Annotated in this window: 11 protein-coding genes, 9 tRNA genes and 1 pseudogene; 19 read left to right on the top strand and 2 right to left on the bottom strand. The window is 39.1% G+C overall.

The window, feature by feature from the left end:
• Positions 1-11: 11 nt before the first annotated feature.
• Both GSM42_RS02985 and GSM42_RS02980 read right to left on the bottom strand, forming a co-directional pair.
• The gene (locus GSM42_RS02985) at positions 12-623 is read right to left on the bottom strand and encodes an HlyD family secretion protein (RefSeq protein ID WP_160799862.1); all 612 of its coding nucleotides are present in this window, start codon (positions 621-623) and stop codon (positions 12-14) included.
• 4 nt (positions 624-627) lie between these two features.
• Positions 628-1,059 carry a MarR family winged helix-turn-helix transcriptional regulator gene (locus tag GSM42_RS02980; protein WP_160799860.1) on the bottom strand — a complete coding sequence of 144 codons (432 nt, stop codon included), beginning with the start codon at positions 1,057-1,059 and terminating at the stop codon, positions 628-630.
• A 525-nt stretch (positions 1,060-1,584) separates the two neighbouring features.
• Here GSM42_RS02980 and GSM42_RS02975 point away from each other — a divergent pair.
• The 19 genes and pseudogenes from GSM42_RS02975 to GSM42_RS02885 all read left to right on the top strand — a co-directional run bounded on the left by GSM42_RS02975 (position 1,585) and on the right by GSM42_RS02885 (position 14,035).
• Positions 1,585-1,986 (top strand): hypothetical protein, encoded by a 402-nt coding sequence (locus tag GSM42_RS02975; RefSeq protein WP_160799857.1) that lies wholly within the window; start codon positions 1,585-1,587, stop codon positions 1,984-1,986.
• A gap of 146 nt (positions 1,987-2,132) precedes the next feature.
• The gene (locus GSM42_RS02970; protein ID WP_338055244.1) at positions 2,133-3,179 is read left to right on the top strand and encodes an NTTRR-F1 domain; all 1,047 of its coding nucleotides are present in this window, start codon (positions 2,133-2,135) and stop codon (positions 3,177-3,179) included.
• Between the two features lie 217 nt (positions 3,180-3,396).
• Positions 3,397-3,471: transfer RNA gene (locus tag GSM42_RS02965), tRNA-Asn, on the top strand.
• Position 3,472: 1 nt separating this feature from the next.
• Positions 3,473-3,548 (top strand) — tRNA-Thr (locus GSM42_RS02960).
• 16 nt (positions 3,549-3,564) lie between these two features.
• A tRNA-Glu gene (locus GSM42_RS02955) sits at positions 3,565-3,641 on the top strand.
• Between the two features lie 11 nt (positions 3,642-3,652).
• A tRNA-Val gene (locus GSM42_RS02950) sits at positions 3,653-3,728 on the top strand.
• Positions 3,729-3,733: 5 nt separating this feature from the next.
• Positions 3,734-3,818 (top strand) — tRNA-Tyr (locus GSM42_RS02945).
• 24 nt (positions 3,819-3,842) lie between these two features.
• A tRNA-Gln gene (locus GSM42_RS02940) sits at positions 3,843-3,917 on the top strand.
• Positions 3,918-3,933: 16 nt separating this feature from the next.
• Positions 3,934-4,009 (top strand) — tRNA-Lys (locus GSM42_RS02935).
• Positions 4,010-4,039: 30 nt separating this feature from the next.
• Positions 4,040-4,114: transfer RNA gene (locus tag GSM42_RS02930), tRNA-Gly, on the top strand.
• Between the two features lie 10 nt (positions 4,115-4,124).
• Positions 4,125-4,198: transfer RNA gene (locus GSM42_RS02925), tRNA-Gly, on the top strand.
• Between the two features lie 742 nt (positions 4,199-4,940).
• Entirely contained in the window at positions 4,941-5,843 is a 903-nt protein-coding gene (rocF, locus tag GSM42_RS02920; RefSeq protein ID WP_160799854.1) for an arginase, read from the top strand.
• Positions 5,844-7,143: 1,300 nt separating this feature from the next.
• A complete protein-coding gene (gene cdaA, locus GSM42_RS02915; RefSeq protein ID WP_160799851.1) occupies positions 7,144-7,950 on the top strand; it encodes a diadenylate cyclase CdaA in 807 nt (268 codons plus the stop codon).
• On the top strand, positions 7,943-9,025 hold the full coding sequence (locus GSM42_RS02910; RefSeq protein WP_160799848.1) for a CdaR family protein: 1,083 nt from the start codon (positions 7,943-7,945) through the stop codon (positions 9,023-9,025). Before cdaA ends, GSM42_RS02910 begins: the two co-directional genes overlap by 8 nt.
• Before the next feature lie 56 nt (positions 9,026-9,081).
• Positions 9,082-10,425, top strand: a complete 1,344-nt coding sequence (gene glmM / locus GSM42_RS02905; protein ID WP_160799846.1) for a phosphoglucosamine mutase — start codon at positions 9,082-9,084, stop codon at positions 10,423-10,425.
• Positions 10,426-10,786: 361 nt separating this feature from the next.
• Positions 10,787-12,613, top strand: coding sequence for a glutamine--fructose-6-phosphate transaminase (isomerizing) (gene glmS / locus GSM42_RS02900; RefSeq protein WP_160799843.1), 1,827 nt, complete (start codon positions 10,787-10,789; stop codon positions 12,611-12,613).
• Between the two features lie 148 nt (positions 12,614-12,761).
• Positions 12,762-12,918, top strand: a pseudogene (locus GSM42_RS21110) (heteromeric transposase endonuclease subunit TnsA); the annotation flags it as partial.
• 107 nt (positions 12,919-13,025) lie between these two features.
• Positions 13,026-13,523, top strand: coding sequence for an SRPBCC family protein (locus GSM42_RS02890; RefSeq protein ID WP_160799840.1), 498 nt, complete (start codon positions 13,026-13,028; stop codon positions 13,521-13,523).
• Positions 13,520-14,035, top strand: coding sequence for an SRPBCC family protein (locus GSM42_RS02885; RefSeq protein WP_160799838.1), 516 nt, complete (start codon positions 13,520-13,522; stop codon positions 14,033-14,035). The genes GSM42_RS02890 and GSM42_RS02885 overlap by 4 nt, the downstream gene beginning before the upstream one ends.
• Positions 14,036-14,053: the final 18 nt, after the last annotated feature.

Genomic DNA, 14,053 nt, shown 5'->3' with positions numbered 1-14,053 from the left:
TTTATCTCACCTTATCTTTCTATTTTCACTTCTGCGTGTACACCAAGCGTTAAACGATTTACTGGTAAATTCTCAACGGAAATTTTTACAGGTATTCGTTGTACTTCTTGTTCAGAAGAAGCTGAAGAGGTTTCTGTTTCATTATAGAAAGCACCTGTTGCCAAACCGATTTCCATCACTTTTCCGTCATAAAAATCGTCGGAAAGAGATTCGATAGTCACTTTTACATCTTGTCCTAGTTTTACGCTGCTAATTTGGTCTTCGTCGATATATGCAAGCACATAAGATTGATCCAAATCAGCTATCTGAGCGAGTGTCTGTCCTTGTAAAACATTCTGTCTTGCATAGACACTTGTTTTCACAACCGTTCCATTTGTTTTTGAGGGAAGTGTTTGGTCTGTTATTTTTCCTACAACATCGCCTTGTTTTAAGATGTCTCCTTCTTTTATCTTCCAATTAGCTAAAACACCTGATTGGGTTGCATCAAGTGTGGATAAGTCAGCTTGAACAGTTGCATTATCAGTAGAAATATATGTTTGTTGATCAGACACATATTGATAACCAAATGCCCCAACTCCTATTACCACGATAATTACGATGATCGTAGTCAACCATTGTTTCATATGATTATCCTTCCTCTAAAATCCTTACAAGCTTTTGCAAATTAACGGAGAGCTGAGAAAACTCCTCATCAGTTAGTTTTTCTAAATATGTCCGATAATATTGAGCTTGCGTATAGGGGAATTTAGTAAATAATTCTTTGCTCTTGGCGCTTAATGCGATCCAAACTATTCGGCGGTCTTTTTCATCACGTTGACGAGTAACCATATCTGTTTTTACAAGTCGGTCAATCAGTCCACTCATCGAACTTGGTTTAGAGTCAAGTTCTTTGCTGAGCTCTACTAAAGATAAAGGACCTTTTTGATTAAGCACTCTTAATACCTGTCCCTGTGGGATTGTCAGGTTATATTTTTTGAAGTGTTCATGCATGATATGAAAAGATCTCTTTACGCAATATCGCATGGCACTAACAAATTCCAGTACTTCATTATCAGTCAATCGAATATCACCTCACACGAATATTTCACTACGAGAACATTTCGTATTATATTATTTCGTATCCGAAATATCAATAAGAGAAAATATCGATTTTACATGTATTTTTTATATATAAAGATAAATATCGTTAAGTGAAAAAAGGGAGAGATGTCTGGTTTTCTTTATTTTTCCCATATATTTTGCACCTATCAGATGGAAAATTTTACCATGTGAATGAAATGTGATTTTTTGTTTACATAGCCAGTCAAAATAGATAAGTCATGCTTGTTTATATGGGAAGAAAGGAAACAAAAATTGCCTCCTCAATCAAGTAAGCAATTCGAAATGAAAAATGAAAGCTAAGCCTAAGATTAGAAAATCAGAAATGGTAATTTTAATTTTATAAAGTCTTAATAGTATGTGTGTCTAAATCAAACTTTCAACTATTAGCAATAGTGAAAAAGAAAACCTGTATATTTTTCGGGAAAAGTCTGTTTCATAGATTAGTAGAGAAGTGAAAATTTAATACAGGATGGTGAAAATAATTTGATAGAAAGCTCCGCTGAAAGTTGTTTGCCAATAGAATTGGCACTTGGTTCAGAAGTTCTTGTTCTTTCTCGAGCATTCGATATTGAAAATCCGCAATTTTTAAAAATAGCATCCAAATCTTCCATAAATATAATTGTTGGACCTTCTAACTCCTATGAATATTCTATTCAGTATGGTTTATATCGTGATGGTAATCTTCTTTCCAGTGTTTCGTTAGAGGAACAGGATAATAAACCATTAGGTGCAATCCAATCGTATTTACAAACTCCTGAGCTAGATTGGGAAGATACCCCATCTGCTGGATCAGGTCAATACGAATTAAAAATTTCTGTGTCAGGTTCAAATCTACTTTTAGTTACTTGCAACACCAGAGCATTGAATATTCAGCCGAGTGAATAGTTTGGTCTAAGATTTTTATATATTTCCATAAATATTAATAAAGGAGAGTAAGGTGATGAACGAAGAATGATAGACAATCGAATAGTGAATGGTGACTTTGAAACGGGTTCATTGGCACCATGGACGGGTTTTAATGCTGTGGTAACATCGCTGTTCGTCATACTGGACAATTTAGTGTGCAGTTGCAAAATGGTAGTGCTTTTATCTATCAATTTTTCACCGTAAATCCAGGTGGAAATTTTGAGTTATTAGCATCTTTTTCAAAAGATAGTGCCAGTCCTAGCCCTCAAGTAAATGTGATCATTAACTATTTTGATGCTTCTTTTAACTTTGTGGGAGCAGGTTTAAATCGGATTATACCAACCAACCGTTTAGCTGCTGGAACATGGCTGGAGATGTACGATACAACTGCATTTGTTCCTGCAGGAGCATCGATAGGAATGCTCATGATAGTCAAGCAGCCATTAGTAGGCGGTTCAAATGTGTTAGTAGATGACATTGATTTATTGTTTATTAATGGTGGAGGAGCTACTGGTGCAACAGGAGCCACCGGAGCGACCGGAGCCACCGGAGTCACCGGAGTCACAGGTGTCACCGGAGTGACCGGAGCCACTGGAGAAACCGGAGCAACCGGAGAAACCGGAGAAACCGGAGCCACTGGAGAAACCGGAGCAACCGGAGAAACCGGAGAAACCGGAGCCACTGGTGAAACTGGAGCCACCGGAGCAACCGGAGAAACCGGAGCGACCGGAGCCACTGGTGAAACTGGAGAAGCAGGTACAGGCTTATCAGCATATGGATATGTGTTTAATACTGGCGCACAAACGGTAGCAGTTGAAGAAGATGTAACGTTCGATAGTAATGGTAACCTTAATGGTATTACTCATACTCCAGGCTCAGCATCGATAACACTTGGTAGTGCGGGAACCTATGCAGTATTCTTTATGGTTGCTGGAGTGGAAACAAATCAATTTACTGTATTTCAAAATAATGTTGAGGTTTCTAGCAGTATTTATGGTGTTGCAACTACTGATCAACAAAATTCAGGAATGGTAATTATCACTGCTGGCGCAAATGATGTTCTAACCATTCGAAATCATACAAGTGCTGCCGCAGTCACCCTGCAAACTGATGCTGGTGGAACACAACCTAGTGTGAATGCCTCAGTTCTAATAGAAAAGTTAAGTGACTAACAGCGTATAAACAATAACTTGAATTAGATTTGACCACTCATCAAAAGATGGGTGGTTTTTCATAAATAGTGCTTGCAATGGAATACTACCTGTGGTATATTAAATCTTGTCGCCAAAAGGAAACAAAAACAAAAAAATGCTATAAAATTAGTGTTAAATAACTTGACATACATAAGTGTTCTTGCTACAATACACTTTGTCGAAATAAAATGTTTATTCCCAAATAGCTCAACGGCAGAGCAACCGGCTGTTAACCGGTAGGTTGCAGGTTCGAATCCTGCTTTGGGAGCCATGCTCTCTTAGCTCAGTCGGCAGAGCGCTTCCATGGTAAGGAAGAGGTCACCAGTTCGAGCCTGGTAGAGAGCTCCACAACCATTGTTTATTCGGCCCGTTGGTGAAGCGGTTCAACACACCAGCCTTTCACGCTGGCATGCAGGGGTTCGAATCCCCTACGGGTCACCACAATTTTATAAGGGCGCTTAGCTCAGCTGGGAGAGCACATGCCTTACAAGCATGGGGTCGGCGGTTCGATCCCGTCAGCGCCCACCATTTACGGAGGGATACCAAAGTGGCCAACTGGGGCGGACTGTAAATCCGCTGTCTTCGACTTCGTAGGTTCGAATCCTACTCCCTCCACCATTTTTTGTCAATATATTTGCTCCTTGGGGAGTAGCCAAGTGGTAAGGCATCGGTTTTTGGTATCGTGTACCGAAGGTTCGAATCCTTCCTCCCCAGCCATTTATTTACATCTTGAGAGCCATTAGCTCAGTTGGTAGAGCATCTGACTTTTAATCAGAGGGTCGAAGGTTCGAGTCCTTCATGGCTCACCATTTTTATCTTCGATCACCATATATCATTGTGCGGAAGTGGCTCAGTGGTAGAGCATCGCCTTGCCAAGGCGAGGGTCGCGGGTTCGAATCCCGTCTTCCGCTCCATTTCGTATATGCGGGTGTAGTTCAATGGTAGAACATCGGCCTTCCAAGCCGAATGTGAGGGTTCGATTCCCTTCACCCGCTCCAACATTATCGAGAAAGATACCTCTATTGGGTATCTTTTTTGCTTTGTATAAAAAATATCACAGATCTTCTATAAGTAGCATATGTGTTATCATTCATTCGTTAAAAAGGCTACATCTCCCATGTATACTTCTATAAAGAATAGTAGAATCTCTAAATGTAGCGTGTTTTTAGCATTGTGTTAAAGATGCTAAAGGAGAGAAAAGCAAAAACGGATTTGGAGCCGCATATAGCATGCGACTCCAAAATGCCTACAGTTTGTAGGTTATGGGAAATACATGAAATTTATCATTTTTCCTAAGAATAATGTGTGTAGGATGATTTGCCGGATTATCTAGAAGAAGATTAAGCTGGAATAGCGCATTTCTTGAAAGTGATGTGGTTTCGGTGTATTGTATATCGTTTTTTAGTACCAAGATCGGTCTGTGGTGAACCAAAGTGTGATCGGTACCATTGATGTCTACACTTGTGCTTTTTGGTTCTGTTAGCAGTTTCGTGATGACCATTTTGGGGCTTTTCTCGGAAACAAAATCCATTTCTGTTCCTATTCTTTGATGATTTAGTGTTTGTGCTCCCTTGAGTCGTCTGGTCTCCTATTCTCTATCTATTAATAAGTATAAGTGAACCATTAGCCGAGAACAAGTAATTATACATCTTTTAGAATAAATATTAAAATTTTACAAATTGTATTAAATAATGATACAATGCGCTTATCAATATGAATGGAGAAAGAGGGTTGGATTAGATGAACAAACAACCAATAAGCGTTATTGGAATGCCAATGGATTTGGGTCAAGGTCGTCGCGGAGTAGATATGGGACCGAGTGCTATCCGATATGCGAAGTTACAATCAACATTAGAAGCTTTAGGCTTTGATGTTGAAGATTTAGGTAATATTGAAGTTCCCAGTCCCGAATCAATTGATATTGGAGAGAATCATTTAAAATTTTTATCAGCGATTTGTGATGTGAATGAACACCTAGCAAAAGCTGTTTCCAATGTGGTGGAAAGAAAGCGCTTTCCACTTGTCTTAGGTGGAGACCATAGCATGGCAATAGGGACGATTGCTGGTGTAGCAAAGCATTATGAAAACTTAGGTTTAATTTGGTATGATGCTCATGGTGACTTAAATACAGGGGATACCTCCCCATCAGGAAATATTCATGGTATGCCTTTGGCAGCAAGTTTAGGATTTGGTCATCCATCCTTAGTAAATATCGGTAATTACTCTCCTAAAGTGAAGCCAGGAAACGTGGTTCTTATTGGTATTCGCGAATTAGATAAGGGAGAACAAGAGATTGCCCGGGAAATAGGATTAAAAGTTTTTACCATGCATGAAGTAGATCGTCTTGGACTTGCTAGAGTTATGGAAGAAGCACTATCGATTGTAGGTACCGGTACAGATGGAGTGCATTTGAGCCTGGATCTGGATGGATTAGATCCAAAAGATGCCCCTGGGGTTGGAACTCCTGTAGCTGGTGGGATTACGTATCGAGAGAGTCATCTTGCATTAGAAATGATGTCTGAGTCGAAATTAATTACATCTGCTGAATTTGTTGAGGTTAACCCTATATTGGATCGGGAAAATATGACAGCCGAAGTAGCTGTGGCTCTTATTAGTTCTTTATTTGGAAAAAAAATATTGTAAGTTCGATTGATAGATTCAGACCAACACCCAAAAAATGGAAGATTTCTCCTCCTTTTCTTGGGTGTTACTTCTATCTTGATTCCTTATGGAGGAATTACATAAGCTAAGATACTTCATTCTACTTATTTAGCAATACTTTTTTGATTTTCCTGGTCTCATACTATTTGAAATTTTTATGAAAAAAGAAAATATAGTATGAATTAAGTTAATATGGTATTCATTATGCTTTTTTTTATTTGTTATAATATTAAATTAAAATATTACCAAATCATCAGGAAGGATTTACATGTTAGAAGCAACCAAAGGATTAATAAAGCAGTTTCAGAACAAGAAGCAAACCATTCAACAATAGGCAAGTATGTTCAATTTATTGAGATTTTTGTGGTTCGTCCGATATTGAGGCATTATTGACCATATTTATGGAAGATCCAACAAATAGGATGGCACATAGAATTGTGAAAGCCGATTGGAATTCATGGTAGTATAGAAACAGCAGTAATATTGTTTAACTTTGGTTTTACAAATGACATTTGAAAAGAGAATATGCCTAAGGAATTATTATATTCTTTAGGATATATGAAATACGATGCTGTTAAATATATTTTATTTCATTTATTAGGATATATCCTTCGGAAGAAAGCGATTCAGTTTATCTTTTTAGACCGAAAGAAAATAGCTTAAGGCTTCTCTTCTTTACTTGTGAAGAATAGGAAGAACAGTTGTATGGGAAAATTAGCAACTGCTTTGGTAAAAATTTATTTCCAGAATTTCTCCCTTCATTGAGTTTCAAACTAAAACAAAAAAATTAGTAGAAGAACGATAGAGCTACAGTATTGCTTAAAAGTATTTCATTCTCTAATCCCCTATTCTAGCAAAAGAAGTCCTTTCCATCTGAGGAATTGGTTATAGGAAAAGCGGGAATCTATTTACTCTTTGTTATTTGAATGGTCTGATTCCAATAAGAATGATTCCATTACTCATCATCATTGGGTTTGTGATCACAAAGAAGAAAGAGATGCACTATTAAAGAATTTTTATTAACTAGAAAGAAGTCTTGGGCAAGAAAGAAATCCAAATGTGTTAATGGGAAAATATTTAGAAATGAATCCAAAGAAGGTAGGGTTAAGATAAGGAAGTTGAAGTAACGCATTTGTCTTATGAGTATGAAAGTAAGCTGTATATCAAATGTGTATAGCTATCAAATATACATATCAATGAGAAAATACACGGCTTCGCAAACTGCTTTTATTTAAAAAGTTGAGCATACTAAAGGTACAAGTAATTTCTTGGAGGATTTCCCATGTTATCCAGCGTTGTAAAAGAGTATATGAGTGATCTGGTTGATATACTTATTGTCAGTTTTATATTTTATCAGTTACTTCTATTGCTTAGAGGAACGAGAGCAGTCCAACTTGTAAAAGGAATTAGCGTTGTGGTATTGCTCTGGATTATTAGCCGTTACTTTGAGCTGCGTACGATAACGTGGTTGATAGAAAATCTTTTTTCCGTAGGAGTAATAGCGATTATTGTTATTTTTCAACCTGAGATTCGGCGTGCGTTAGAGCAGATTGGAAGAGGTGGCTTTTTTAGTCGTCATCGGGTGATCAGAGAAGAAGAAGTAAATAAATTAGTGCAAGAATTAGCAAAGGCAGTACAATACCTATCCTCTAATAAGGTAGGAGCATTGATTGTATTGGAACAAAGGACAGGTTTATTTGACTATGTTCGTACAGGTGTTGTGTTAAATGCAGACGTTAGTTCTGAACTAATTCGAACCATCTTTTCAACTAACACTCCTCTTCATGATGGAGCCATTATTATTCAAGGAGCTAAAGTAACAGCAGCAGGGTGCTTCTTGCCATTGAGTGAGAGCGCGAGAATATCCAAAGCTTTAGGAACCCGACATCGTGCAGGATTGGGTATGTCAGAAATCTCGGATGCGATTGTCATTATTGTTTCGGAAGAGACTAGTGCGGTATCGATTGCACAAAATGGGATACTCGAATCAAATCTGTCCAATGAAGCATTTTTGTCTCATCTTTTTCAACTTTTAAAACAGAAACCAGCTGAGGGGTTGAGTAAAGATAGGAGGGAAAAAAATGGATAGATTATTTCAGAACGAATGGGTGCTTCGAGTAATTTCAATCGTTCTAGCTACTGTTTTGTGGTTCATGGTTTCAGAGCCGACTCTTCCCATTTCCGTTAATCGTTCTTCCACTACAGTCAGGGGAATTCAGATTGAATATAGATATGATAATCAAAAGTACCAACTTTTAAATGCAAAGCATAAAGTAGATCTTGTGTTTATCGGTGACAAAAATACAATCAATCGTCTGCCTTCCTATCGTGTATTTGTAGATTTGAGTAAGTTGAAAGCAGGAAAATATTTATCACTACCTGTTAAAGTAGAGGGTTTGCCTGCTAATGTACAGGTAAGACCTAATCCCTCTAACGTATCAGTTGAGATTGCAGAAAAAGTTACCAAAACAATTCCTGTTAACATCATTACAAGAGGTGCTGTAGCATATGGATATAAGTTATTACCAATTACATACACTCCCATTTCTGTGCGCGTATCTGGAATTCGACGAGAGGTAGAAAAAGTATCTCGTATCACTGCACTGGTAAATGTAAACGGATTGAAACAAACTACGAAACGCAATGTTCAATTAGCTGTCCACAGCAAAACAACAAAAATTCCAAACGTGAAAATAGCACCAAGTAATACACAAGTAACTATTCCAATTGAGAAAGTGCAAACTAGTCCAACAACACCTAAACCAGAGACACCTAATACGCCTAATACACCTAATCAGCAATTGTCTTATCGTGATATACCACTTCAAATTACGGTGAGTAAGCCACCACCTGAGGGATATAAAGTCGAGTCTATTACAACAAATCCCTTGAAGATAAGAGTGTACGGATCAATTGAAAAATTGAAGAAGTTAAAAACATATCCAGGAGGATCTATTGATCTATCAAAAGTTACATCTGATACTACATTGACACAAGATGTAAAAGTGGTTACACCTGCTGAAAAAGTGTCACCCACCAGGATAGAGATTTATGTTAAAATAGGTCGGACGCCTGCTGAAGATACGAATACTGACGAAAGTAATACAAATGGAGATACAGAAGTAGGTACAGATAACGGAAGTACTCCAAAGGAAAATAAATGATTCGTATGAACGTGAATGATATCGGTTATTTTTCGTTCGGATGATGGAGGAATGACATGGGTAAATTTTTTGGAACAGATGGTGTCCGGGGAGTAGCTAACTTAGAATTAACACCAGAGCTTGTTTTTCGCCTAGGGCGTTTTGGAGCCTATGTGCTGACCAAACAAAAACAAAATGCCAAAATGGTTGTAGGAAGAGATACACGTCTTTCAGGGGAAATGTTGGAATCTGCACTGATTGCGGGAATTACATCAGTTGGTGTAGATGTTGTCCGCTTAGGCGTTATAAGTACACCCGGGGTAGCTTTTCTCACGAGACATTTGGAAGCGGAAGCAGGGGTAATGATCTCAGCTTCTCACAATCCATTTCCAGACAACGGGATTAAATTTTTTAATGCTAATGGGCAAAAGTTAGCAGATGATATAGAAGAACAAATAGAAGAGTACCTTACACAGGAGAATGATTCCTTGGTTAGACCTGTTGCGGAAAATGTCGGTAGAGTGTTGGATGATTCTAAAGCATATCTACAGTACCTTAAACATTTAAAATCAACTATTGATATCGATTTATGCGGAATTCATGTTGTCGTAGATGGTGCAAATGGTGCTGCTTACCAGCTTGCTCCTCAATTGCTGCGTGAATTAGGTGCTGATGTAACAACAATCCACGGCAATCCAAATGGTACGAATATTAACGTAGATTGTGGCTCAACTCACCCAGAATCCCTTCAAGAAGAGGTGATTGCAAAAGGGGCTCACTTAGGGTTAGCTTTTGATGGAGATGCCGATCGATTGATTGCAGTAGACGAAAATGGACAATTGCTGGACGGAGACAAAATTTTATTTATTTGTGGTCAATACTTAAAAGATCATGGTCAATTAAAACAAGATACCATAGTTACCACTGTTATGAGCAATATAGGCTTTTTTAAAGCTGCTGAAAATGTCGGTATGCTAACAGAAAAAACAAAAGTTGGAGATCGCTATGTATTAGAAAGAATGCTTTCTGGTGGTTACAACCTCGGTGGTGAACAGTCTGGTCATGTTATCTTCCTAGATTACAATACCACTGGTGATGGTTTGCTTTCTGCTATTCAACTGTTGCGTGTGATGAAAGAAACAGGAGAACGGTCATCTGATCTGAATGCTCGTGTAAAAACATATCCCCAGTTATTACAAAATGTAGTAGTGAAATCGAAGGATGGTTGGGAACAAAATCATGCCATCCAATCTGCTATTCATGAAGTTGAGGGAGAGCTTAGAGATAATGGGCGTGTATTGGTCCGCCCTTCTGGTACGGAACCATTGATTCGAGTGATGGCAGAAGGTCCTGACCAAGAAGAATTAAAACTATATGTGAAGAAAATCGCTGATGTGATAGAACAAGAGATGGGAAAATAAAAAAATATACCAAGTTCTTACCAGAACTTGGTTTTTTCTTTTCAAAGGCTTTACTTTTCGATTCTTTTTGAATAAGATATGATAGGGAAGTGTATTTCTATTTTTATACTTTGTAAGGGGGGATGTGCGGAAAAGGAGCGTAGAATCTAAAATTAATGTTGAAAAGCGCCAGGACTGCATGGGTTGCAGTTGACGAGGTGGAGGTTTATCGAATTAGTTCGGCGGATGCCTCCCGGTGTTGCGTCTACACCGAGGACTCTCTATACAATTCAGCTAGGTGACTATCTGAGCAAAAATAGGGAGCAGACGTGAAAAATGAGATATCGGACCTTGAAAAAAAGATAGCAATGGAGGTTTGTTTATGTGTGGAATTGTAGGTTATATTGGTTTGAAACAAGCTCAAAATGTTTTATTGGAAGGTCTAGAGAAGCTCGAGTATCGTGGGTATGACTCTGCTGGAGTAGCGATCTATAACGGAGATGAAATTGGTGTAAAGAAAACAAAGGGACGATTGGCTGATTTGGCTAATCATCTGGACCAAAAAGCATTAGTAGGTCAACTTGGCATCGGTCATACAAGATGGGCAACACATGGCAAACCATCCGATGAAAATTCCCATCCGCATGTGGATGGTGAGGAGCAATTTGCTGTTGTTCACAATGGTATTATCGAGAACTACATTGAATTAAAAGAAGAACTTATTGCAAAAGGACATCATTTTACTTCGGAAACAGATACAGAAGTAATCGCCAAGTTACTATCTGATCTTCACGATGGTAATCTCATCTCCACTGTAAAAAAAGTCGTGAAAAGACTCCGTGGAGCATATGCGTTAGGGATTATTAGCAACTATGAGCCGGATAAATTAGTAGCTGTACGTTTGGCTAGTCCTTTGGTAGTCGGCATTGGCGAAGGGGAAAATTTCATTGCTTCTGATATCCCAGCTATATTGAAGCATACTCGTGACGTTTATATTTTAGAAGATGGTGAAATGGCTGTACTGGATCAACACCATGTACAATTGATGACATTAGAAGGAACTCCTGTAAACCGTGATGTTCTACGTGTTACATGGGACATGGAAACTGCTGAAAAAGGCGGATTTGACCATTTTATGCTGAAGGAAATTTACGAACAGCCAAAAGCAATTCGTGATACCTTAGCAGGACGGATCAAGGATGGTTTAGTTGATCTTTCACAGGAAGTTGGATTGACAGCTGAAAGTGCAAAACAGATCAACAAAATCCACTTTGTGGCATGTGGTACAGCTTACCATGCAGGATTGGTTGGGAAAACGGTATTGGAGCAACTTACCCGTATTCCAGTTGAAATCGATGTTGCTTCTGAATACCGATATCGAAATCCGATTATCGATGAGCATACACTCGTTGTAGTGGTAAGCCAATCAGGAGAAACGGCAGACACATTGGCAGCGCTACGTGAAGCGAAAAAACACGGTGCTCGTGTTCTGGCTATCACGAACGTTGTAGGTAGCAGTGTCTCTCGTGAAGCAGATGATGTGATCGTGACATGGGCTGGTCCCGAAATTGCTGTAGCATCAACCAAAGCTTACACCTCACAGTTGATTGCTATTTATTTATTGGGTATGTATATGGCACAATTGCTTGAAACAAGCGTAGTTGCTTCCATTGGTAACCTGCTTGATGAACTTCAGTCACTTCCTGAAAAAACAGAGGAAGTACTGGGCCAAGCGGATAAGATCGCAGAATTCACAAAATCGATCGTACATCATGAACACTTATTCTTCCTTGGGCGCGGCATGGATTATGCAGTAGCCTTGGAAGGTTCCCTAAAACTCAAAGAGATTTCCTACATTCATTCAGAAGCATACGCTGCTGGTGAACTAAAACACGGTACACTAGCGTTGATTGAAGAAGGAATTCCTGTTATCTCCCTTGCTACCCAACATGCTGTCTTTGAAAAAATGGTGAGCAATATTCAAGAAGTAAAAGCTCGTGGTGCACATGTACTTGGCTTGGCTTCCGAAGGAGATACAGAGCTATTGAAATCAGTAGATGAAGTGATGTATATCCCTACTATTCATGATCTCTTCGCTCCAGTACTTGCAGTTGTACCACTACAATTACTCGCTTACTATGCTTGTGTAGAACGTGGGTATGATGTAGATAAACCTCGTAACCTTGCAAAAAGTGTGACGGTAGAGTAAAAAGCATGAGATGAGAATCGTGTTGTTGATTACAAATAAAGTCGTGCCGTTCACAAAAAATATGTACTGTGTACATTAAAGATATACCGGCTTCAAAAAGTTGCACCGTTTTACCCCTTTGGTTTTGATTAGCCAAAGGGGTGTTTTTATGTCTATAAGAAAAAGAACATCCATAATTGAGCAATGGGTTAAAGAATATCGAGGTTCTGGCATTGGTCGGATTATAAGCCGTGGTCAAGGATAGATCCTTATTAGGTCACCCCACTCGTTTAAAAGGAATAAAAACAAGCAGACAGCATGAATTTGCAGGAAGCAAATTCATAAAAATTAATTCATTACTTAACAGTTATATAACCTTATGGTAATATAAGAGCAGAGCATTAAAAAATCAAATATGGAGGATGATCATCACATGGAGGGCATACTTAAAGAATTGAACGGAGTACGCATCATAAGCTTTGAACGCTATCTGAAGCACCCCGTGGAAAAAGTTTGGCTGGCCATTACCAGGCCTGATCGTATCGCGGATTGGCTAACCGCCCAAGCTGAGTTCGAACTGATTGTGGGTGGCAGGATTGTATTTCGCTGGAAAAATGGCGATATCGTAAATGGAGAGTTTCTTCAAATCAACCCTCCCTATGAGCTTGCGTTTACGTGGATGGAACCAGTTTCCGGTGACTCCGTGGTACGTTGGAGGCTGACGGAGGAAGACGAAGGATGCAGGGTACATCTTACCCACACGTTCAATGAGGCTTCTATGATCTCCGGATTTCTGGCAGGGTGGCATGTTCATTTGGATGTGCTGGATCTGATTCTTCAAGGCAGGCATATTGATTTTCCTTGGGAGCGAGTGAAAGAATTTCGTAATTATTATGATTCCAAAATGCGTTTAAAAGGAGGAGCATTATGAACGATTTGCTCATGATACAGCATCGTACATTTGTTAATGTCTCACCGAATGTCGTCTATGAGACTCTTACTACGGGTGAAGGCTGGGACGCATGGTTTACTCAAGGTACTACGGTTGATGTTAGAGCGGGTGGATATATTCATTTTCGTTTTAAAGATTTTGGACCGGACCATATTACGCTGGAGGATGGCGGAACTGTATTGGAGGCTATCACAGGGGAAAAGTTTGTATTTCAATGGACACCGGGGGAATCCACGACGACCATATCGTTCACATTAACAAGCTTGGATGGAGGGACAATGGTTACTTTGATTGAATCGGGATATACCCGTTCTGAGCAGGATCTGAAAGCATTTGGAGATTGCGCTGTCGGTTGGGGGGAAGCTCTGACCCTCCTGAAATATTATCTGGAGTATGGAATCACATACGGAGCTGTACCCAGACACCATTTAGATAAAACAATGACGGAAGAATACCTGAAACGAACAGATAGCTTCGTAACAAAGCATTAAAGAAAACAGATGGAGCAG

Origin of the sequence: Shimazuella alba (assembly GCF_009831235.1) — a bacterium.
Taxonomy (GTDB): domain Bacteria; phylum Bacillota; class Bacilli; order Thermoactinomycetales; family Thermoactinomycetaceae; genus Shimazuella; species Shimazuella alba.
This window is presented reverse-complemented; position numbering and strand designations above follow the sequence as displayed.

Coding starts and splice junctions, on each gene's coding strand:
- GSM42_RS02985 (WP_160799862.1), bottom strand. CDS start 623: ATGAAACAATGGTTGACTACGATCATCGTAATTATCGTGGTAATAGGA.
- rocF (WP_160799854.1), top strand. CDS start 4,941: ATGAACAAACAACCAATAAGCGTTATTGGAATGCCAATGGATTTGGGT.
- cdaA (WP_160799851.1), top strand. CDS start 7,144: ATGTTATCCAGCGTTGTAAAAGAGTATATGAGTGATCTGGTTGATATA.
- GSM42_RS02910 (WP_160799848.1), top strand. CDS start 7,943: ATGGATAGATTATTTCAGAACGAATGGGTGCTTCGAGTAATTTCAATC.
- glmM (WP_160799846.1), top strand. CDS start 9,082: ATGGGTAAATTTTTTGGAACAGATGGTGTCCGGGGAGTAGCTAACTTA.
- glmS (WP_160799843.1), top strand. CDS start 10,787: ATGTGTGGAATTGTAGGTTATATTGGTTTGAAACAAGCTCAAAATGTT.
- GSM42_RS02890 (WP_160799840.1), top strand. CDS start 13,026: ATGGAGGGCATACTTAAAGAATTGAACGGAGTACGCATCATAAGCTTT.
- GSM42_RS02885 (WP_160799838.1), top strand. CDS start 13,520: ATGAACGATTTGCTCATGATACAGCATCGTACATTTGTTAATGTCTCA.